General features: G+C 66.9%; 18 protein-coding genes. 6 read left to right on the plus strand and 12 right to left on the minus strand.

What is annotated here, in order from left to right; all coding sequences use genetic code 11:
* Positions 1-105: 105 nt before the first annotated feature.
* From IB257_RS04460 to IB257_RS04495, 8 genes are all read right to left on the minus strand, one after another.
* Positions 106-912, minus strand: coding sequence for a putative hydro-lyase (locus IB257_RS04460; RefSeq protein WP_192491917.1), 807 nt, complete (start codon positions 910-912; stop codon positions 106-108).
* A gap of 107 nt (positions 913-1,019) precedes the next feature.
* The gene (locus IB257_RS04465; protein ID WP_088140712.1) at positions 1,020-1,925 is read right to left on the minus strand and encodes a LysR family transcriptional regulator; all 906 of its coding nucleotides are present in this window, start codon (positions 1,923-1,925) and stop codon (positions 1,020-1,022) included.
* Between the two features lie 79 nt (positions 1,926-2,004).
* The gene (locus IB257_RS04470) at positions 2,005-3,354 is read right to left on the minus strand and encodes an amidase (protein ID WP_119449676.1); all 1,350 of its coding nucleotides are present in this window, start codon (positions 3,352-3,354) and stop codon (positions 2,005-2,007) included.
* Positions 3,355-3,437: 83 nt separating this feature from the next.
* Positions 3,438-4,121, minus strand: coding sequence for a DUF2848 domain-containing protein (locus IB257_RS04475; RefSeq protein ID WP_054454032.1), 684 nt, complete (start codon positions 4,119-4,121; stop codon positions 3,438-3,440).
* A gap of 74 nt (positions 4,122-4,195) precedes the next feature.
* Positions 4,196-5,479: a TRAP transporter large permease gene (locus tag IB257_RS04480; RefSeq protein WP_119449675.1), complete on the minus strand. Its 1,284-nt coding sequence runs from the start codon at positions 5,477-5,479 to the stop codon at positions 4,196-4,198.
* The gene (locus IB257_RS04485) at positions 5,476-6,096 is read right to left on the minus strand and encodes a TRAP transporter small permease subunit (RefSeq protein WP_119449674.1); all 621 of its coding nucleotides are present in this window, start codon (positions 6,094-6,096) and stop codon (positions 5,476-5,478) included. Before IB257_RS04485 ends, IB257_RS04480 begins: the two co-directional genes overlap by 4 nt.
* A 192-nt stretch (positions 6,097-6,288) precedes the next feature.
* Complete coding sequence (locus IB257_RS04490; RefSeq protein WP_054454026.1) at positions 6,289-7,335, minus strand: TRAP transporter substrate-binding protein; 1,047 nt, start codon at positions 7,333-7,335, stop codon at positions 6,289-6,291.
* 421 nt (positions 7,336-7,756) lie between these two features.
* Complete coding sequence (locus IB257_RS04495; protein ID WP_054454022.1) at positions 7,757-8,662, minus strand: LysR family transcriptional regulator; 906 nt, start codon at positions 8,660-8,662, stop codon at positions 7,757-7,759.
* A gap of 87 nt (positions 8,663-8,749) precedes the next feature.
* On the opposite strand from IB257_RS04495, the gene IB257_RS04500 reads away from it, so the two are divergent.
* A complete protein-coding gene (locus IB257_RS04500) occupies positions 8,750-9,709 on the plus strand; it encodes a DMT family transporter (RefSeq protein ID WP_054454020.1) in 960 nt (319 codons plus the stop codon).
* 97 nt (positions 9,710-9,806) lie between these two features.
* Positions 9,807-10,997 (plus strand): enoyl-ACP reductase FabV, encoded by a 1,191-nt coding sequence (gene fabV, locus IB257_RS04505; protein ID WP_192491918.1) that lies wholly within the window; start codon positions 9,807-9,809, stop codon positions 10,995-10,997.
* A gap of 9 nt (positions 10,998-11,006) precedes the next feature.
* Here fabV and serB read toward each other — a convergent pair whose 3' ends face one another.
* Together serB and IB257_RS04515 are read right to left on the minus strand one after the other, a co-directional pair.
* Positions 11,007-11,720, minus strand: coding sequence for a phosphoserine phosphatase SerB (gene serB / locus IB257_RS04510; RefSeq protein WP_192328004.1), 714 nt, complete (start codon positions 11,718-11,720; stop codon positions 11,007-11,009).
* A gap of 14 nt (positions 11,721-11,734) precedes the next feature.
* Positions 11,735-12,643 carry a LysR substrate-binding domain-containing protein gene (locus IB257_RS04515; protein WP_192491919.1) on the minus strand — a complete coding sequence of 303 codons (909 nt, stop codon included), beginning with the start codon at positions 12,641-12,643 and terminating at the stop codon, positions 11,735-11,737.
* Between the two features lie 244 nt (positions 12,644-12,887).
* On the opposite strand from IB257_RS04515, the gene IB257_RS04520 reads away from it, so the two are divergent.
* Genes IB257_RS04520 through IB257_RS04530 form a run of 3 tightly spaced genes read left to right on the plus strand, consistent with a single transcriptional unit; the run spans position 12,888 to position 16,630 of the window.
* Complete coding sequence (locus IB257_RS04520) at positions 12,888-13,964, plus strand: ABC transporter ATP-binding protein (RefSeq protein WP_054454012.1); 1,077 nt, start codon at positions 12,888-12,890, stop codon at positions 13,962-13,964.
* Between the two features lie 13 nt (positions 13,965-13,977).
* Positions 13,978-15,624 (plus strand): iron ABC transporter permease, encoded by a 1,647-nt coding sequence (locus tag IB257_RS04525; RefSeq protein WP_054454010.1) that lies wholly within the window; start codon positions 13,978-13,980, stop codon positions 15,622-15,624.
* Positions 15,625-15,646: 22 nt separating this feature from the next.
* The gene (locus IB257_RS04530; RefSeq protein WP_054454008.1) at positions 15,647-16,630 is read left to right on the plus strand and encodes an ABC transporter substrate-binding protein; all 984 of its coding nucleotides are present in this window, start codon (positions 15,647-15,649) and stop codon (positions 16,628-16,630) included.
* A gap of 93 nt (positions 16,631-16,723) precedes the next feature.
* On the opposite strand, the gene IB257_RS04535 is transcribed toward IB257_RS04530, so the two are convergent.
* A complete protein-coding gene (locus IB257_RS04535; RefSeq protein WP_054454006.1) occupies positions 16,724-17,401 on the minus strand; it encodes an ABC transporter ATP-binding protein in 678 nt (225 codons plus the stop codon).
* Between IB257_RS04535 and IB257_RS04540 the strand changes: the two genes are divergently transcribed.
* Complete coding sequence (locus tag IB257_RS04540) at positions 17,400-18,047, plus strand: arylesterase (RefSeq protein WP_054454005.1); 648 nt, start codon at positions 17,400-17,402, stop codon at positions 18,045-18,047. The genes IB257_RS04535 and IB257_RS04540 overlap by 2 nt on opposite strands.
* Positions 18,048-18,058: 11 nt before the next feature.
* On the opposite strand, the gene IB257_RS04545 is transcribed toward IB257_RS04540, so the two are convergent.
* Entirely contained in the window at positions 18,059-20,020 is a 1,962-nt protein-coding gene (locus IB257_RS04545; RefSeq protein WP_192352181.1) for a SurA N-terminal domain-containing protein, read from the minus strand.
* Positions 20,021-20,054: the final 34 nt, after the last annotated feature.

Here is a 20,054-nt window from a genome sequence, read left to right on the forward strand (position 1 = left end):
TGTCCTTTAATGGATCGTTTTGGTGGCACAACTGGTATTGCAGCGCGAGTACGACTTCTAACCGCTACCCGCTTACGCGCTGCTGAGAAAGCGGATCGCAGGCGGTCAGAACACCGCCATCCGGCTATTGATGAGGTCCGTGACCAGCATGTGGCCCGGCGCGTGGGTAATGCAGAACTCCGGCCGCACGGCTGCGACCACCGACTGCGGCGTCACGCCGCAGGCCCAGAACACAGGCATCTCGCCTTCGCGTATCTCCACCGGATCACCATAGTCCGGGCGGTTGACGTCGGCAATCCCGATCAACGCGGGGTCGCCGATATGCACCGGCGCGCCGTGGACCGAGGGAAAACGCGAAGTGACCTGGATGGCGCGGATGGCGTCCGCGGCCTTCAGGGGACGCATGGATACGACCAAGGGGCCGCCGAACACGCCCGCGGCATAGGTCGGGATGCTGGTGCGGTACATCGGCACGTTGCAGCCCTGCTCGATGTGGCGCACGGGCAGGCCGTTGTCCAGCATCGCTTCCTCGAAGGAGAACGAGCAGCCGATCAGGAACGACACCAGATCGTCGCGCCACAGATCGCGCACGTCGGTGGGCTCGGCCACCAGCTCGCCGTTCTGCCAGACGCGATAACGCGGGATGTCGCTGCGGATGTCGATGTCCTGGCCCAGTTCCGGCACAGCGGGATCGCCGGGTTCGGACATGGCGAGCAAGGGACAGGGCTTGGGATTGCGTTGACAGAAATGCAGGAAATCCGCCGCCAGCGCGCGCGGCAGGATAGCCAGGTTGGCCTGTACATGGCCGGGCGCCAGGTTGGCGGTGGGGCCGGTGAGCTTGCCGCTGCGCGCATCCAGGCGCGCCTGGCGGGCCAATTCCACGCTAGTGCGCGCGGCAGGGTTCGTATGCATGTCCATCCCTTCAATGACGATTCAAGTATGGGGACATTGCACAGGAACCGCGCAGCAGCGTCCAATCACAAGTTGCGATAGACCCCGATCAAAATTACTTATCAGGGTTATGCCGGATGGCGCAGCGCCTCTTCGCGCGCAATCTGCTGCGCTGCTTCGGCCACCGCGCGCGGAATCTGGCTGTCCGGCCCCTGCATCCAGCAGGCGGTGTAGTGCAGCGGCGGCAAGGCCGGCGCCTTCACGTCCAGGATGCGCAATTCGCCTTGCGCCAGCTCCTTGTGCAGGATGACGGGCGCGATGACCGCGGTGCCGATGCCGTCCTGCGCCATCCGCACGATGACGCTGAGCGCCGAACTGCCGTACATGCGCGGCGCCTCCACGCCGGCCTGCTGCAACAGCTGGCGCACGGCGCGGTGCGGGTCGGTGGTGGACGGATACGTGATGACGGGCCATTCGGCCAGCCGCTTCAAGGGGATGGGCTGGCGCCCCACCTTGAGCTTGGGACTGGCCACCCAGCTCAGCGGGTAGTTGCAGAGATACAGGTTTTCGATGCGCGGCTCTTCCATCGGCCCGAGCAGGAACGCCAGATCGATCTGGCGCGAGGCGAGCTGCGTCTTCAGCACGGTGGTCGTATCCACCTGGATCTCGACCATCAGCGCCGGATAGACGTCGTGCAGATACTCCATCAGGGTCGGCAGCCAGGTATGGACGATGGTTTCCGATACCCCCAGCCGCAACATGCCGCTCATGACGCTCTTGGCGCGCGCGGCCTCCTGCATGTCGCGCCGCATCTGCAACATGCGCTCGGCGTGCGACAGCAGTTCGCGTCCCTTGCCCGTCAGCTTGATACCGCGCGCATCGCGGTCGAACAGGCGCACGCCCAGATCGGATTCCAGCGACGCGATGCGCTGGGAAATGGCGGGCTGGGTGGCGTTCAGCTTTTCGGCGGCCGCCCGGAAACCGCCCAGGGTGGCGACCCAGAAGAACGTTTCGATATTGCGCAGATCGATCATGGCGGCGGCATCCGGCTATGCAGCCGCCATCTTAGCGCCCGGGGCGGGCCCGGCGGCTGCCGCCCGCCCCCGCTGCGCGTCACTGGCCGGCGTAGAGCGCTTCCACCGCCAGGCCGATGCTCAGGATGCGGCGGTCGGCGCCGTTGCTGCCCGCGATCATCAGGCCCACCGGCGCCGTGCCTGCGGCATGGCAAGGCAGCGACAGCGCGCAGCCATCCAGGAAATTGATCAGCGTCGGATTGCGCAGGATCAGGCCATTGGCGGCGTAGTAGGCCTCGTCCGAGGCCTGCAGGTCGGCCACCGCCGGCGCCACGATGGGCGTGGTCGGCATGATCAGGGCGTCGTAGCCGGCGATGCGGCGGTCCACCGCCGCGACCCAGGCTTCGCGCGCATCCAGCAGGTCCAGGTAGTCGGCCGCGCTCATGTCCTTGCCACGCATGATGCGCGACACCACGCGCGGGTCATAGCGCTTGCCGGCGCGGGCGATCAAGTCGCGGTGCCAGGCCCAGGCCTCGGCGGCGGTGAAGCCGCCCTTGGCGTTGATGGCGGCCAGTTCGGCGAATTCCGGAATCGCAATCTCTTCGACCAGGGCGCCGGCGGCCTTCAGGCGGCTGACGGCGACTGCAAAGCTGTCGGCGACATGCTTGTCCATGGCGTCCAGCGCCAGCGTGGTCGGGATGGCCAGGCGCAGGCCGTGCAGCACGGCCGCTTCCGGCACCGGGCCGCCGTCCCCGGACAGGATGGCGTCCAGCTCGGCGCAGCAACGCACGCTGGCGGCGATCGGGCCGATGGAGTCCAGGTTGGCCGACAGCGGCAGCACGCCTTCCATGGAGACGCGCCAGGCGCTGGGCTTGAAGCCCGTCAGGCCGCACAGCGCGGCCGGAATGCGCACGGAACCGCCGGTGTCCGAGCCGATGGCCGCGGCCGACATGCCGTCGGCAACCGACACCGCGGCGCCCGAGGACGAGCCGCCCGGGATGCGGCCGGTGGCGCGGTCGTAGGGGTTCAGGGGCGTGCCGTAATGGGGATTGATGCCCAGGCCCGAATAGGCAAATTCGGTCATGTTGGTGCGGCCGATGATGACCGCGCCTGCGGCGATCAGGCGGCGCACGACTTCGGCGTCGGCGTCGGCCGCCGGTTCGCCCTCGCGGGCCACCGAGCCCGCCATCGTGGTTTCGCCTTCGACGTCGAAGAGATCCTTGATGCTGATGGGCAGGCCCTCGATCGCGGAGCGGACGATGCCGGCGGCGCGCAGCGTGTCGGAGGCTTGCGCCTGCGCCAATGCCGATTCGGCGTACAGGCGGGTGAACGCGCGGGCGCCCTCGCCCGCTTCGTCCTGCGCGCGGGCCAGCGCCGCCTGCGTCAGTTCCACGGAGGTGCTGCGGCCCTCTTGCAGGGCCTGGGTCAGATCATTCAAAGTCGGAACCATAGTCATCCTAGTGCCGTCTTGCGGCTTGAGTGCAAACGGGCGCGCCAGCGGGCACGCCTGGCGATCAGCGCCTGGGGCCTGAATCAGGCCACCACGGGGAGCGTCTCGACATGATAGCGGTGGCGCAGGCTGCGCTGGCGCCGCGGATCGTGCAACTCCATGGTGAAGTCGGCCGCGGCGCGGATGCCGCCGATCGCGCCCACCGTGCCGCAGGTCATGCCCGCGCCGGCCGGCAGCACCGTGGCGCCGCCGGTATAGCCTGCGATCAGGTCCTGCGGCGTGCGCAGCGACGCCAGCGGGCCTTCCTGGTACAGCACTTCCACGCCGTTCTCGACGATGTAGGAACGGATGATGAGCTCGTCCCAGTAGTCCGCCACGTCGGCCAGACGCCAGGCGCTCGTGGCCACGGGCTTGACGCAGACCTGCTTGGACATCGCCACGCTATAGGTTTCCAGCTTGCGGTCGGTATGGTCGGACGCGATGCTGACGTACATTTCGCCGTCCACGGAGAATACGAAGGTCTCGACTTCTCCCGACGAATCTTCGCCCAGCGCCTGCACGGTTTCCTTCTGGGTCAGCTGGTTGTCGGCGATGCGGTAGTACAGCGGCACGCTGCTGGGGCGCGGCACGCCGATGGCGGCGAGTTCTTCGATGTGGTGCTCGATCGCGGCCATGTCGCGTCCGGCCCAGCCGGCGACGATCAGGGTGTTGAACTCCACTTCCACCTGGCGGGGTTGCGAGTCTTCGATCTGGAATACGGCTTTCATATCTGTCCTGCTGAGAATAAGGGGGTGAAGGACGCGGCGGCTCGCCGCGCCCCGGAATGTCTAGGAAATGAAGGTCAGCCGAACACGCGCGGCAGCCACAGCGCCACGTCCGGCCAGAAGGCCAGCAACGCCAGCATCACGAACATGGCGGCCACGAACGGCAGGCTGCCCATGATGACCGCGCTCATGGAACCGCTCTTGCGCAGGCTCTGCACCACGAACAGGTTCAGGCCCACGGGCGGCGTGATCAAGGCGGCTTCGACCAGGATGATGATGACGATGCCCAGCCAGATGGGATCGAACCCCAGACCGATCATGATGGGCGCCACGATGGGGATGGTCGTGATCATCATGGACAGCGTTTCCATGAAGCAGCCCAGCACCAGGTAGAAAATCACCACGATCAGCAGCATCCAGCCGGGCGACAGGCCCAGGCCCGTGATCGACTTGGTCAGCGCATCGGTCAGCCCGGTCGCGGACATGACGAAGTTCAGGAAGCTGGCCGCCACCACGATCAGCATGATCATGGCCGTGGAGCGCATGGTGCCTTCCATGACCTCGCGCAGCATCGACCACGACAGGCGGCGGAACCAGGCCGCCAGGATGAACGCGCCCAGCACGCCCAGCGCAGCCGCCTCGGTCGGCGTGGCCAGGCCGGCGTAGATGGAACCCACCACCAGGAAGAAGATCCCCATGGGCGGCGCCAGATGCACCAGGCTGGCAAAGCGCTGGCCCCAGCTCGCCTGGATCTTCTTGCCGCCCCAGGACGGCTTGGCGACGCAGGCGATGACCACCGTCAGCATGAACAGCGCGGCCATCGCGAAACCCGGAATGATGCCGGCCAGGTAGAGCTTGGGCACCGAGGAATTCGTCAGCACGCCATAGATGACCAGGTTGATCGAAGGCGGGATCAGGATGCCCAGCGTGCCGCCGGCGGCCAGGCTGCCCAGGAACAGCGGCTCGTTGTAGCCGTACTTGCGGATCTGCGGGATCGCCACGGTGCCGACCGTCGCGGCAGTCGCCACGCTGGAGCCCGAGGTGGCCGAGAACAGCGTCGACGCGCCGATGTTGGCGTGCATCAGTCCGCCCGGCAGCCACGACAGCCAAAGGCTCATCGCGCCATACATGCGTTCGGCGAAGCCCGCACGCAGCAGCACCTCGCCCAGCATGATGAACAGCGGGATCGCCACCAGCAGGAATTCGTTGTTGGTGCTCCAGGAAACTTCGCCGATGGCGCGCGTCAGCGGCAGCATGGAGAACAGCGGGTCCAGGATCAGGCCCAGCACGCCCAGCGCCGCGCCCACCGGAATGGACAGGCCGATCAGCACCAGAAGCAGTATCAATGCGGTGGAAATCATGCGGCCTCTCCCTTCACCATGCGCTCGCCGGCGGCGGCTTCCTCGTCGGCTTCTTCCTGCGCCGAACGCACGCCGCAAATGCTCCTGACCAGTTCAATGTCGCCCGTGACCAGCGCGGCGGAAGCGCGCGCCAGCATCAGCGCGACGGTGATGCACATCCAGCCCAGGCCGAGCAGCCACAGGCCCTGCGGAATCCACAACGGCGTGGCCAGCGGCGTATTGGCCGCGGATTTCTGCGCCCAGGAGGTCTGCACCACCTCCGACGCGTAGTAAGTCAGGTACACCATGAAGACCGCCAGGGCCACCATGGAAATCCAGTCCAGCACGGCGGCGATGCGCACCGGCATGTATTGGTAGACCACGTCCACGCGCACATTGGCGCGCTGCAACGTGGCGAACGCCAGCGCCCAGGACGTGCTGATGGCGAAGGCATAACTGGACAGCTCGTCCGCGCCGCCGGTCGTGAAGCCCAGGAATTTGCGGGCCAGCACATCGAACGAGATCAGCAGCACGCTGGCCACCGTCAGCGCGCCGCCGGCCCACACGGCCAAGCGCGAAAAGCTCTCGGCGCGCCGCAATAGCCCGCCCAGCAGGCGGAAGTGTTCAGATTGAGTCATGAGTAAAACCTTTGCAGGGCCAGGCACACATCGCCGCCCCAGCTATGTCGAGAACCGCCCTATCGGGACGCCCCACGGAGCCAGCTCTCCCGATCCATCGCCCCCCTCCCCCGATCGGGATGCCGCGGATCCGGCTCCGCCGGTCCGCAGGCATGCCCCCCGGGGGGAAGCGCACAGCGCTTCGGGGGGGGTCTACTTCTTCGCCACCACGCCCAGCGTCTTGCCGATGGTGGCGTTGAAGTCCTTCACGCACTGGGCCGAGCAGCGCGCGGCCCACTTCGGCAGCACGGCTTCTTCGGTGACCTTCTTCAGCAGCGCGCGGTCAGCATCCGAGGGCTGGACCAGGACCATCTTGCCCTTGACCGGGAACGGGCAAGCGGCAGCGCCCGTGTTGCAGTCATAGCCTTCCTGCGTCTGGCGCGCGGCGGCGTCCCAGATGTTGTCGACCAGCGTCTTCACATTGGTCTGCAGGAAAGTGCGCACGTTGGGATCCAGCTTGTCCCAGGCCTTCTGGTTCACGGCGTGGATCTGCTGGTTCCAGTTGATCGGCAGCGCGACCAGGTGGGTCGACACTTCGTACCACTTGGCCGAATAGCCGGACAGCGAACCCGTGATGGCGCAATCCACCACCTTGTTCTGCAGCGCCGGCACCACTTCGCCGAAGGCCATGGTCACGCTGGAGCCGCCCAGCGCTTCGACGAACTCGGCGGTGGTACGGCTGCTGGTGCGGACCTTCTTGCCCTTGATGTCGGCCAGGCCCTTGATTTCGGCGTTGCAGAACAGCACCTGCGCGGGATAGGTGGAAATGCCCAGCAGCTTGACGTTGCTGCCCTCGCCATACAGCTTGGCGTAGACCGGTTCGAACGCGTCGGTGACGGCGCGCGCGGTCTTGACGTCGGGCGCCAGGCCGGCCAGGTCGATCGCTTCGTTGATGGGATTGTCACTGGCGAAGTACGCCAGGGTGGCGGTGCCGAATTCGACCACGCCCTGCGACATCAGGCGCAGCAATTCGGGGCCCTTCAAGCCCATTTCGTTGAAGCCCTTGATGTCGGCCGTGACCTGGCCCTTGGACAGCTCGGGGATGGTCTTGGTCCAGAACGGCTTTTCGTAATCGTTGTAGGCGGTCAGGTTGCTCAGGCCGCCCACGACTTTCAACTGGGTCTTGGGGAGGTCCTGGGCCTGGACGGCGCCGGCCAACAGGCTGGCGGCGACGGCGGCGAAAACTAGCGACTTCTTCATGGACAAAACTCCTGGCTGGCGGGATGGTATGCCGCGCGCCGGATCCCGTTATCCTGGCGGCGCGCGGTGGCAATCGAAGAGTCTGGAGATCAGCCGCGCAGCGGCGCGCGTCGCGCCTGCGCGGCATGGCTTGCCGCCCGGTTCCGGGAATGGGACATACGCTGGTTCATGCTTTCCCCCGCTCTATGCATCCAGGCGATCGTTATTGATGTGGCGCCATTGCAGCGTCAGGGGCGCGGAGCGTCCAATCGTATGTTGCGATACGGGGGTATAAATTTTTCTTTGGTCTCGTGCGGCAAGCGCCCCGCGTTTCGCGCAAACGACGCGGTGGCGCGGCTTGGCGGGCAGTTGGGCGCGTCGCAACGTGGCCGCGTCGCACGGCCGCTACGGCCGGCGGCGCAGCCCCTGCTGGGGTAAACACCTAGAGCGGAATCCCGTCCGCAGCCTGCTCGGCCACCTTCTGCGCCATCTGCGCGATGACCCGTACCGCGTGACTATCCGGCCCCTGCACCCAGGTAGCCGTGAAGCTCAGTTCCGGCAAAGGATCCGCCTCCACGCGCAGGATGCGCAATTCGCCGCGCGCCAGCTCCTTGCCCAGGAACACCGGCGCGATGACGCTGGTGCCGATGGCGTCCTGCGTCATCCGCACCACCATCGACATCGACGCACTGCCATACATGCGCGGCGACGTCACGCCGGCGCGAGTCAGCATGTCGCGCACCACGCGGTAAGGCGCGCTGTTGGAGGGATAGGTGATGATGGGCAGCTTGCCTATCCGCTCCAATGTCAGCGGCTCCGGCCCCAGATCCAACAGGGGGCTGGCGACCCAAGCCAGCGGATAGGTGCATAGGGGCAGGTTTTCCACACGCGCCTCGAGCACCGGCCCCATCAGGAAGGCCAGATCGATCTGGCGCGACATCAGGTGCGAGCGCAACACATGCGTCGTGTCCACCTCTATTTCCAGCACCAGCGCCGGATAGTTCGAATGGATCAGCTCGATCAGCGTGGGCAGCCAGGTCTGCACGATGGTCTCGGCCACGCCGATGCGCACGGTGCCGCTCATGACGTTTTGCTCGCGCGCGGCTTCGAACATGTCGCGCCGCACCTGCAGCATGCGTTCGGCATGCGACAGCAGTTCATGCCCCTTGGCGGTCAGCTTCACGCCGCGCGCCTCGCGCTCGAACAGGAGCACGCCCAGGTCGGCCTCCAGCGAGGCGATGCGCTGCGATACCGCAGGCTGGGTGGTGTTGAGTTTCTCCGACGCGGCGCGAAAACTGCCCAGCGTGGCCACCCAAAAAAAAGTTTCGATGTTGCGTAGTTCTATCATGAGCCTGTTCCCCCGGCGCGATGAGCGTATCATGGCAGCCGCCCGGTACCTGCAAACCGGCTTTTCAGCCAACAAAGGAGTTTGTCGATGACCCCGGCCGATGACGGTCGCACGCGCCGCGCAGCGCCCGCTTCCAGCGGCCCGATGATGGGGGTGCTGTTGCTGGTGCTGTCGATGTGGACGCTGTCGTGCCTGGATGCCAGCGGCAAGTGGGTCATGAATGCGGGCGTGCCGCTGCTGGTGCTGTCGTGGTTCCGCTATGCGGTGCACCTGGCGCTGGTGCTGGCCCTGGTGCTGCCCGCGCGCGGCCTGGGCGTTTTTCGCAGCAAGAAGCCGCGCGAACAGATCCTGCGCGGCGGCTCGATGTTCCTGGCCACGCTGATGTTCTTCACCACGCTGAGCTACATCCCGCAGGCCGAGGCCACCGCCATCAACTTCCTGGCGCCGCTGCTGGTGCTGTCCGCCGCGCCCTGGGTCCTCAAGGAACCCGCCCGCCTGTCGCGCTTCGTGGCCGCCGGCATCGCCTTCATCGGCGTGATCATCGTGATCCGCCCGGGCGGCGGCCTGGATCCGGTGGGCACGGTGTTCGGCCTGCTCACGGCCTGTTGTTTCGCCGTGCAGTTCATCGCCACGCGGCGCGTGGCGGGCGACGACCCGTTTACCTCGCTGATCTGGAGCGGCGCCGTCGGCACGCTTTGCCTGACCCTGTCCCTGCCCTTCATCCTGCCGCCTGCCCTGCCCGTGCTCAAGGCCCTGGCGCCGCTGGACTGGGTTGTGCTGATCTCCACCGGCATCACCGGCGGCCTGGGCCATCTGTTCCAGATCGCCGCCTACCGCCGCGCGCCCGCTTCCACCCTGGCGCCCTTCGTCTACCTGCAGATCATCAGCGCCACCTCGGTCGGCTGGCTGGTCTGGGGCCACTTCCCGGACCCGCTGACCTGGCTGGGCATCGCCATCATCTGCGCCAGCGGCATAGGCATCGGCCTGATCGAATGGCGCCGCAGCCGCGCCCAGGCCGCGCCGCTGGCCGGGGCCGACGCACGCTGAGCCGGCAGCGCGCAGGCGCCGCCTCCCGTACAATGCGGGTCGCTTTTTGCGCTTTCGCGCATGGGCGATCCAGGCATTTCCCCGAATCGAGGCTCCCATGATCATCAAGCCCCGCGTGCGCGGTTTCATCTGCGTCACCACCCATCCGGCCGGCTGCGCCGCCAACGTCCGCAACCAGATCGACTACGTCCGCGCCCAGGGGCCGATAGCTGGCGGGCCGAAACGCGTACTGGTGCTGGGCGCATCGACCGGCTATGGCCTGGCGGCGCGGATCAGCGCGGCCTTTGGCTGTGGCGCGCAGACGCTGGGCGTGTTCTTCGAGCGGCCGGGCGACGCCGCCAAGGCCGGCACGCCGGGCTGGTACAACACGGCGGAGTTCCACGAGCAGGCCCACGCCGCTGGACTCTATGCCAAGAGCGTCAACGGCGACGCCTTCTCCGACGAAATCAAGCGCAAGACCATAGACCTCATCAAACAGGATCTGGGCCAGGTCGATCAGGTGATCTACAGCCTGGCCGCGCCGCGCCGCACGCACCCGAAAACCAGCGAAGTCTTCAATTCGACCCTCAAGCCCATCGGCCAGGCGGTCAACCTGCGCGGCCTGGACACCGACCGCGAAGTGGTCAAGGAATCCGTGCTGGAACCCGCCACCCAAGCCGAGATCGACGCGACCGTCGCCGTCATGGGCGGCGAAGACTGGCAGATGTGGATCGACGCGCTGCTGGAGGCCGGCGTGCTGGCCGAAGGTGCCACCACCACGGCCTTCACCTACCTGGGCGAGAAGATCACCCACGACATCTATTGGAACGGGTCCATCGGCGCCGCCAAGAAGGACCTGGACCAGAAAGTGCTGGAGATCCGCGCCAAGCTGGCCGCGCGCGGCGGCGACGCCCGCGTGTCGGTGCTCAAGGCGGTGGTGACGCAAGCCAGCTCGGCGATTCCCATGATGCCGCTCTACCTGTCGCTGCTGTTCAAGACCATGAAGGAAGCCGGCACCCACGAAGGCTGCATCGAACAGGTCTACGGCCTGTACCGCGACAGCCTGTGCGGCAAGACGCCGATCCTGGACCAGGACGGCCGCCTGCGCGCCGACTACAAGGAACTGGATCCCGAGGTGCAGGCCCGCGTGCAGGCGCTGTGGGGCCAGGTCACCAACGACAACATCTACCAGCTGACGGACTTCGCGGGCTACAAGCAGGACTTCCTGCGCCTGTTCGGCTTCGAAATCGAAGGCGTCGACTATGAAGCCGACACCGATCCGGCCGTGGAAATCCGCGGGCTGGCTTGAGCCCCGGCGCTAGCGCGCCATCAGCTCCAGCAGGCGGTCCAGGCCGCCTTCGTCGATTGCGACATTGACCTCCTCGCGCACGGCCGGTTTGGCGCGGTAGCCCACCGACAGGCCCGCCGCGCGCATCATCGGCAGGTCGTTGGCGCCGTCGCCCACGGCGATGGCGCGCTCCGGCCCTACGCCCAGCGCCGCGCACACTTCCAGCAGCTTGCGGCGCTTTTCCTCGCCATCGCAGATGTCGCCCCAGGCTTGCGGCAGCAGCCGGCCGGTCAGGCGTCCGTCCACGATTTCCAGCACATTGGCGCGCACGTCGTCCAGCCCCAGTCGCACCCGCAGCCGGTCGGTGAAGCAGGTAAAGCCGCCAGTCACCAGCAGGCAGGTCAGGCCCGCGGCCTTGCACGCCGCGATCAGCGTTTCCGCGCCCGGATTGATGCGCACACGCTGTTCATAGACCTCGTCCAGCGCCGCTTCCGGCATGCCTGCCAGCAGCGCCACGCGCTCGCGCAGGCTCTGCTTGTAGTCCTTGATCTCGCCGCGCATGGCGGCTTCCGTCAGCGCCGCCACCTCGGCCTTCTTGCCCATCAGGTCCGCCATTTCGTCCAGCGTCTCGATCGAGATCAGCGTGGAGTCCATGTCGAAGGCGATGAGCTTGTAGTCCGCGAGCGCCAGCGGAGGCGCAATGCCGCGCCAGGAAAGGCCGGGTGTCGTAGAGGCGGAATGCATGGGGGATCCTTGGTCTATGCGGTGTGTGTGGGGTCGCGCCCTTGCTCGCGCAACCACTCGATGAACAGTAGCGCCGACGCGGCGGCCGGGCCGTCCTGGCGGTACAGCGCGTGGATGCCGGCGTTCGGCAGCTGCGGGCCGTCGAACAGCGGGCGCAGGCGATCGGCGCGGATGTCGTCTTCCAGCAGGCACCAGGGCGCCAAGGCGATGCCCAGGTCGTTCATGGCGGCCTGCATGCACAGGAACTGGTGGTCGAACACCGGCCCCGGCAATTGCGCAGGCACGTCCACCTTGGCCAGCGCGAACCAGCGCGGCCAGTGGTCCATGCCGCCCGCGATCTTCAGCAGCGGATGCCCCAGGCAATCCGCGGGCGCGGCCAGGCGGTTGCGCTCGATGAAGCGCGGCGATGCCACCGGCACGTGGAAGTCGTCCAGGCAGTGCACGCAGGCCAGGTCCGAATGCGCCATGTAGCCGTGGCGGATCAGCACGTCGCTGCCCGTGTCGCCGCCGCGGTCCAGGAACGACCGCCCTTGCGTGGTGAGCTGCACGTCCACGCCCGGATGCCGGGCCTGGAACGCCGACAGGCGCGGGATCAGCCACTTCATGGTCAGCGACGGCGTGGCGCAGACGCGCAGCACGCCGCCGTAGGCGGGCGATTTCAGCTTGGCGGTCGCGGTCGCGATGCGTTCCAGGCTGGCCTGGATTTCCGGAAAGTAGGCCTGGGCGCAAGGCAGCAGCGCCACGCCGCGCGCCTCCCGCGCGAACAGAGGCTGCCCCACGTACTCTTCGAGTATGCGGATCTGCTGGCTGACCGCGCTATGCGTGATGCTCAGTTCGTCGGCGGCCGCGGTGAAGCTGCGCAGACGCGCCGCGGCTTCGAACACGCGCAAGGCCTTCAGCGGCGGCAGGCTCTGCCCCGCCATCTCAGTTGCGGCCCGCCCGCGCGCCGGCCCGGCGCCGCGCTGTGCTGCTCTTTCCCACGTTTTCCCTTGTCGTCTATTTTTTTGGCGGCGCTGCTTGCGCGCGCCTGCCCTATCCAGCCGCATTCTAGGTGATAGCCCGCGCGCCGACCTCTTAGAAAAACTAACGACTACCCTTAAAAAACACCGCTGGTCGGGCGCCCAGCGCGTTTCTATGATGCCCGCAACCTCAGGCAGGAAGCGAAACATGGCATCAATCACCGTAGACGGCATCGTCAAGACTTTCGGCGGGCAGCAAGTGCTGCGCAATCTGTCGCTGCACATCCCCGACGGCGCGTTCTACACGCTGTTGGGACCCAGCGGTTGCGGCAAGACCACGCTGCTGCGCTGCATTGCGGGCTTCTATGCTCCCGACGGCGGACGCCTGCTGTTCGACCAGGACGACGTGACCCACGTGTCCGCGCACCGCCGCGATATCGGCATGGTGTTCCAGGACTATGCGCTGTTCCCCGACAAGACCGCCTTCGACAACGTGGCCTACGGCCTGCGCGCCCGCGGCGTGGCGCGCGCCGAGATCACGCGGCGCGTGAACGAGGCGCTGGACAAGGTCGGGCTGCTGACGCTGGCCGAACGCTATCCGGCGCAGATGAGCGGCGGGCAGCGCCAGCGCGTGGCGCTGGCGCGCGCGCTGGTGATCCGGCCGCGCGTGCTGTTGATGGATGAGCCGCTGTCCAACCTGGACGCCAAGATGCGCCTGCAGATGCGCGACGTGATCCTGGACCTGGTGCGCGAGGCCGGCATCACGACCGTGTTCGTCACGCACGACCAGGAAGAAGCGCTGGCGATGTCCGACCGCATCGCCATCATGGACCGCGGCGACATCGCCCAGCTGGGCACGCCGGAAGAACTCTACGGCACGCCGGTAAACGCCTACGTCGCGGACTTCATCGGTTCGGCCAACGTGATCCCGGTGCCCGCCCGCAACGGCCAGGCCGGCGCCCCCGCCGGCCATGTGCGCTACGAGATCTGCGGCCTGGGCTTTGACGGCGTGCAAGGCAGCGACCAGCTGGACGGCAAGGGTGTGCTGATCGCGCGCCCGGAAGAGCTGGCCCTGATGGCGCCCGCTCCCTACGTGCCCAATACCTTGCCGGGCAAGGTGCTGCGACGCCAATACCTGGGCTTCAAGACCGCATACCGCATTGCGCTGGACAACGGCTCCGAGATCCGCGTCGAGCTGCATGCCGGCAACATGGTGGCGCAGTTCCAGCCCGGCGAAGCCGTGCAGGTGCTGATTCCCGCCGACAGCCGCGTCGTCAACGCCTGAGGACGCGCCGACCATGAAAATCAAATGGTGGCCCTGGGGCGTCCTGACGGCAATCAGCCTGGCCCTGCTACTGTTCTTCGTGCTCTACCCGCTGGCCGTGCTATTCAGCAACAGCGTCACCGGGCAGGATGGCGGTTTCACGCTGGAGGGCTTCAAGGCCCTGCTGGCCGACTCCCAATACGTCGAGGCCTTCGGCAATACCCTGATCCTGGGCCTGGCGGTCACGGCCTGCACAGTGCTGGTGGGCGTGCCCTTCGCCTACATGGTGGCGCGCTTCGACTTTCCGCTGAAGAACCTGGTGGCGATCCTGCCGGTGCTGACCATCGTGATCCCCGAGATCATCGTCGGCCAGTCCTGGCTGCTGATCCTGGGCAATAACGGCATCCTGACCAACCTGCTGGGCGACGCCGGCATTTCGCTGCCCTCGTTCTACGGCTGGACCGGCATGGTGTTTTCCATGACGCTGGTCTACTACACCTACATCTACCTGGGGGTGCTGGCGGCGCTGCGCGGCTTCGACGGCCAGCTGGAAGAAGCGGGCCTGAGCCTGGGCACGCCGCCGCTCCTGACCAAGCTGCGCGTGCTGGTGCCGGTGCTGCTGCCGGCGGTGCTGGTCAACGCGCTGGTGGTGTTCACGCTGGTGGTGGGCAACTTCGCGCTGGCCATGCTGCTGGGCAGCCGCGTGCCGCTGCTGTCGGTCATGACGTACAACACCTTTGTCAGCGAAATGGGCGGCAGCCCGACTCTGCAGAGCGCGATGTCGGTGGTGTCCATCGCCATCGTCGCCATCGTGCTGTTCTTCCAGAAACGCGTGGTCGAACGCAAGGTCTACACCATGACGCAGGGGCGCGCGCCGGCCGCTACCCGCGTGCGCTCCTGGACCGCCCTGCTCTACACCAGCGGTGTCGGCCTGATCATCTTCATTTCGCTGCTGCCGCTGATCGTGGTCTTCATCGCTGCCTTCACCAAGACCAGCGGCCCGGTCATGCAATGGGGCCAATGGTCGCTGGCCAGCATGCAGCGCGCGCTGCATGGCGCGCCGGAACCCATCCTGAACTCGCTCAAGTTCGCCTCGCTGGCCACGGTGCTGGGCGTGGCCTTCGCGGTGCTGGTCAGCTATCTGACGATCAAGAAGCGCAGCGCCTCGACCCAGGTGCTGGACTACATCGTGGTGCTGCCCCTGACCATTTCCGGCACGGTGCTGGGCATCGCACTGGTGCAGACCTTCAACACCGGCTGGCTGGTGCTGGCGGGCACGTCAGGAATCATGGTGCTGTGCTACACGGTGCGGCGCCTGCCCTTCGCGGTGCGCAACGCATCGTCGGTGCTGTTCAACATCCCCGAGTCGATCGAGGAAGCGTCGATCAGCCTGGGCGTGTCGCCGCTCATGACCTTCTTCAAGGTGATCCTGCCCGCCATGAAGGCATCCATCATCTCGGCAGCCATCCTGATGTGGCTCACCACCATTTCCGAGCTGTCGGCGTCCATCGTCGCCTACAGCGGCGGCCTGGAGACCATGCCCATCGCCATCTTCCGCCAGGTCGACGGCGGCAGGCTGGGCATGGCGTCGGCCTATGGCGCGGCGCTGGTCACGGTCATCGTGCTGCCCATCATCGTGTCGGTCAAGGCGTTCCGCATCAAGCTGTTCTCCGGTAAATAACCCACTTGCACAGAGGCTAACCATGCAATTCAAGCACCTACTTCAGTACAGCGTCCTGGCCGCCGCCCTGGCTACTGGCGCCGCCCAGGCCCAGAACGTCGTGCTCTATTCGTCCAATAACACGGAGACGATCGAAACCGCGCTGGACGCGGTGAAGCAGAAGTCGCCGAAATTGAACGTGCAGCCCGTCACCGGCGGCACCGGCACGATGATGAAGCGCATCGAGGCCGAGGCGCAGAATCCGCGCGGCGACCTGTTCTGGAGCGGCGGCTTCGGCACGCTGGGCGCCTACCGCCAGCATCTGCAGCCCTACCGCCCGGCCGACCTGGACAAGATCCCCGCCGAGTTCCGCGGTCCGGACGATCTGTGGGTGGGCACCAACGTGCACGTCATGGTGATGATGGTCAACGAGCGCCAGCTCAAGGGCCTGCCCGCGCCGGCCACCTGGTCCGACCTGATGCAGCCGCAGTGGAAGAACAAGTTCGCCATCACCGACCCGTCCAAGAGCGGCACGGCCTACATGCTGGTGTATGGCCTCTTCAAGCAATTCGGCCAGGAAGGCCTGGACAAGATCGCCGCCAACGCGGTGGTCACGGCATCGTCCGGCACCACCTACAAGGGCGTGGCCGCGGGTGAATACGCCGTGGGCATGACGCTGGAATACGCCGCGCAGGAATACGTGGCCGGCGGCCAGAAGGAAATCAAGCTGGTCTACCCGACCGAGGGCAGCTACCTGGCGCCGGAAGGCATGTTCATCATCAAGGGCGCGAAGAACATGGACGCGGCCAAGGCCTTGTATGACGGCCTCTTGAGCAAGGAGTCGCAGGAAGCGCAGCTGGTGAAAAACTTCCGCCGCCCGACGCGCACGGACGTGGCCGTGGCCAGCCTGACCACCCTGCCCGACCTGAAGACCATCAAGATCTTCCCGGTCAGCCAGGATGCCGCGGCGAAGGAGTATGAGGCGGTGGTCGCCGCCTGGAACCAGGCGGTCGCGAAATCCAAGTAAGAGGGTAAGGCCCTCACGCCGCGCCCCTCCGGGGCTCGCAGCCCCCCCGAGGGGCTGGTCCAACTTGGAAGCCCGGCGGTGGGGCCGGCGGCATCAGGCGCCGTTGACCATCCGCCCCGCCGCCAGCACCAGCTGACGCCCGCAACGGGCGGCCAGCTGCGGATCGTGGGTCACCAGCACCAGCGTGGTGCCGTGCTCGCGGTGCAGGTCGAACATCAGGTCGATGACCGTCACCCCTGTGGCGGCGTCCAGGCTGCCGGTGGGCTCGTCCGCGAACAGCAGGTCCGGCTGCACCACGAAGGCGCGCGCCAGCGACACGCGTTGCTGCTCGCCGCCCGACAGGGTGCGCGGGTAGTGATGCAGGCGCTTGCCCAGCCCCACCCGCTCCAACATGGCCTGGGCCGCGTCCCGCGCCGATTGCCCGGCCAGCTCCAACGGCAGCATCACGTTTTCCAGCGCCGTCAGGTTGGGCAGCAGCTGGAATGACTGGAATACGAAACCCACATGATTGGCCCGCAAACGCGCGCGGCCGTCCTCGTCCAGCGAGAACAGGTCCTGCCCGGCCAGGCGCACGCTGCCCGCGCTGGGAACATCCAGGCCTGCCAGCAGTCCCAACAAGGTGGACTTGCCCGACCCCGAACTGCCGGTGATGGCCACGGCGCTGCCCGCCTCGACCGTAAAATCTATACCTTCCAGGATGGAGAGCGTGCCGCCGGCATCGGCCACCTGCTTGCCCAGCCCTTTCACCTCGATCGAATTCTTGTTATCCATGCGCCTATTTTCCCGTCTGCTACTCATGACCGCCATGGCGACCGCCGTCGTGGCGCCCGCCCACGCTCAGACCGCCGCCGCGGCCCAGGGTTCCGCGCCCCGCACGGTGTTGGTCCTGGGCGACAGCCTGTCGGCCGAATACGGCATCAAGCGCGGCACCGGTTGGGTGCCGCTACTTTCGGCCCGCGTAGCGGAACAATACCCCAAGTACCAGGTCGTCAATGCCAGCATCAGCGGCGACACGACCAGCGGCGGCGTGGCCCGCCTGCCCGCGCTGCTGCGCCAGCATGCGCCGGCCGTGGTGGTGCTGGAGCTGGGCTCGAACGACGCGTTGCGCGGCCTGCCGCTGACCATGACCGAGCAGAACCTGCGCACCATGGCCCAGGCCGCCCGCAAGGCCGAGGCGCAGGTCCTGATCGTCGGCATGCAGATTCCGCCGAATTACGGCCGGGATTACACCCAGCGCTTCGCGCAGGTGTTCCCCACGGTCGCCAAAGACGAAAACGCCCGGCTCGTGCCCTTCCTGATGGAAGGTATCGCAACGAACCGGGCGATGTTCCAGGCTGACGGCATCCATCCGAACGAGGATGCCCAGCCTTTGCTACTGGACAACGTGTGGCCGACGCTGCGGCCACTGTTGAACTGATCCTGGGCTGATCAGCCGGCTGCCGGCTGATCGCCGCGGATGACCGCGGCGGCGGCGGGCAGCACCTGCACCTTGTACTCTTCGCGCAGCATGCGCAGCATGGCTTCGTTTTCGGCCTGGCCCCAGGCGCCCGACAGCTGCTGCGCCAGGCGCTCCTTGTCGGCCGGATCGACCGTGCCGGCCTCGACCTTCTCCAGGCGCGCCAGCGTGTAGTCCGAACCCGATTGCACGCCGGCGTAGGCCGGCAGCGTGGCGGCGGGCAGGCGCATGACGGCGTCCAGCACCGGACGCGGCAGATCCTTGGGATCCTGGCGCGACACGATCACCGGCGCGCCAAAGCCTTCCGGCGTTGCGGCGGGGTTAGCCTTGTCGGCAGCCAGCGCGGCTTCGCCGGCCTTCTTGGCGGCTTCGGCCGAACGCTCGTCCAGCAGCTTGGCGCGGATGGTGTCCGAGACCTTGTCCAGCGGCGGCACGTGGGACGGCTCGACAGCGGCCACGCGCAGGGCCAGCATGGTGTCGGGCGAGAGTTCGATCACGCCGGAGTTCTGCTTTTCACGCAGCACGTCGGGCGAGAACAGCACCTGGCGCACGCGCGGGTTGTCCAGCAGCGCGGCATCGGGGCCGGCGGCGGCCGAGCCCGGACCCGCCTTGTCGGCGGGCAACAAGCCTTCGCGGGTCACGCCGGAAGCGGTACGCAGCTTCAGGCCGACGGCGTCGGCGGCGGGCTGCAGGCTGTCGCGCTGGTCATAGACCTGCTTGTTCAACTGGCTGGCCATTTCCGAGAAGCGCACGGCGGCGAGCTGCTTGCGGACTTCGGCGGTGATCTGGTCCTTGACCTCGGCCAGCGGCTTGATGGCGGCGGGCTGGATTTCGGTGACCTTGACCACGTGCAGGCCGGACGGGGTTTCGATCACGCCGGACACCTGGTCCTTGGCCTGGCCGAAAATCGCCTTTTCCAGCGGACCGGTCAACATGCCGGGCGCGAGCCAGCCCAGATCGCCGCCATTGGTCGCCGAACCCGCGTCCTGCGAGTTCTTGCGGGCCAGTTCGGCGAATTGCGCCGGATCGGCGGCGGCCTGCTTGGCGAGGTCCTCGGCCTTGGCACGGGCGGCCTTGCGGGCGTCTTCCGACGCGCCAGGCGCCAGGTTGATCATGATGTGGCTGGCGCGGCGGCGTTCGGGCTGGCCGAAGCGGTTCTTGTTCTGCTCGTAGTAGGACGCGAGGTCCTCGTCCTTGACCTGCACGCCTTGCGTGGCGGCGGCCTCGTCCAGCACCAGGTACTGGACCTGGACCTGTTCGGGAATCTGCAGTTGCTGCTTGTTGGCGTCGTACCAGGCCTGGATGTCGGCCGGGCTGACGCTGACTTGCGAGCGGTAGTCGGCAGCGGCGAAGCGGCGCAGTTGCACCGTGCGCTGCTGCGTCAACGCCGTTTCCAGCGCGGCCACGACCTCGCCGGGTGCGCGGGCCGACTGGCCCACGGGCTCCAGCACGCGCGCGACCGCCAGATCGCGGCGCAGGCCGGCTTCGAACGAGGTCGGCGACATGCCTTGCGCAGCCAGCACCTGGCGATAGCGCTCGGGCGAGAAGCGGCCATTGTCCTGGACTTCCGGAATCGCGGCGATGGTGTTGCGCAGCGTTTCGTCGGACACCGAGAAACGGTTGTCGACGGCAACGTTGGCCAGCAGGCGCTGGTTGATCAACTGATTGAGCAAGCCTTCGCGCAGCGCCGGCGTGTCGATGACGGCCGGATCGAACTGGGCGCCCAGGCGCTGGCGGAACTGCTCCAGCTGGTTGCGGTGCGCCTGATCGAACTCGGCCCGCGACACGGGTTGGCCATTGACCGTGGCCAATTCAGGCTCGGCGCGCATGAAGCTGTCATAGCCTTGAATACCGACCAGGAAGAAGGACGGCACAATCAGAAGCAGCAGGATGAACTGCATCCAGCGCCGATGGCTGCGAATAAATTCGAACATGGAATCCCTGTTGCCGCACCCCGGGCGCAAGCCC

This window comes from Achromobacter sp. ACM03, from assembly GCF_014851665.1.
Lineage (GTDB): Bacteria > Pseudomonadota > Gammaproteobacteria > Burkholderiales > Burkholderiaceae_B > Achromobacter > Achromobacter aegrifaciens.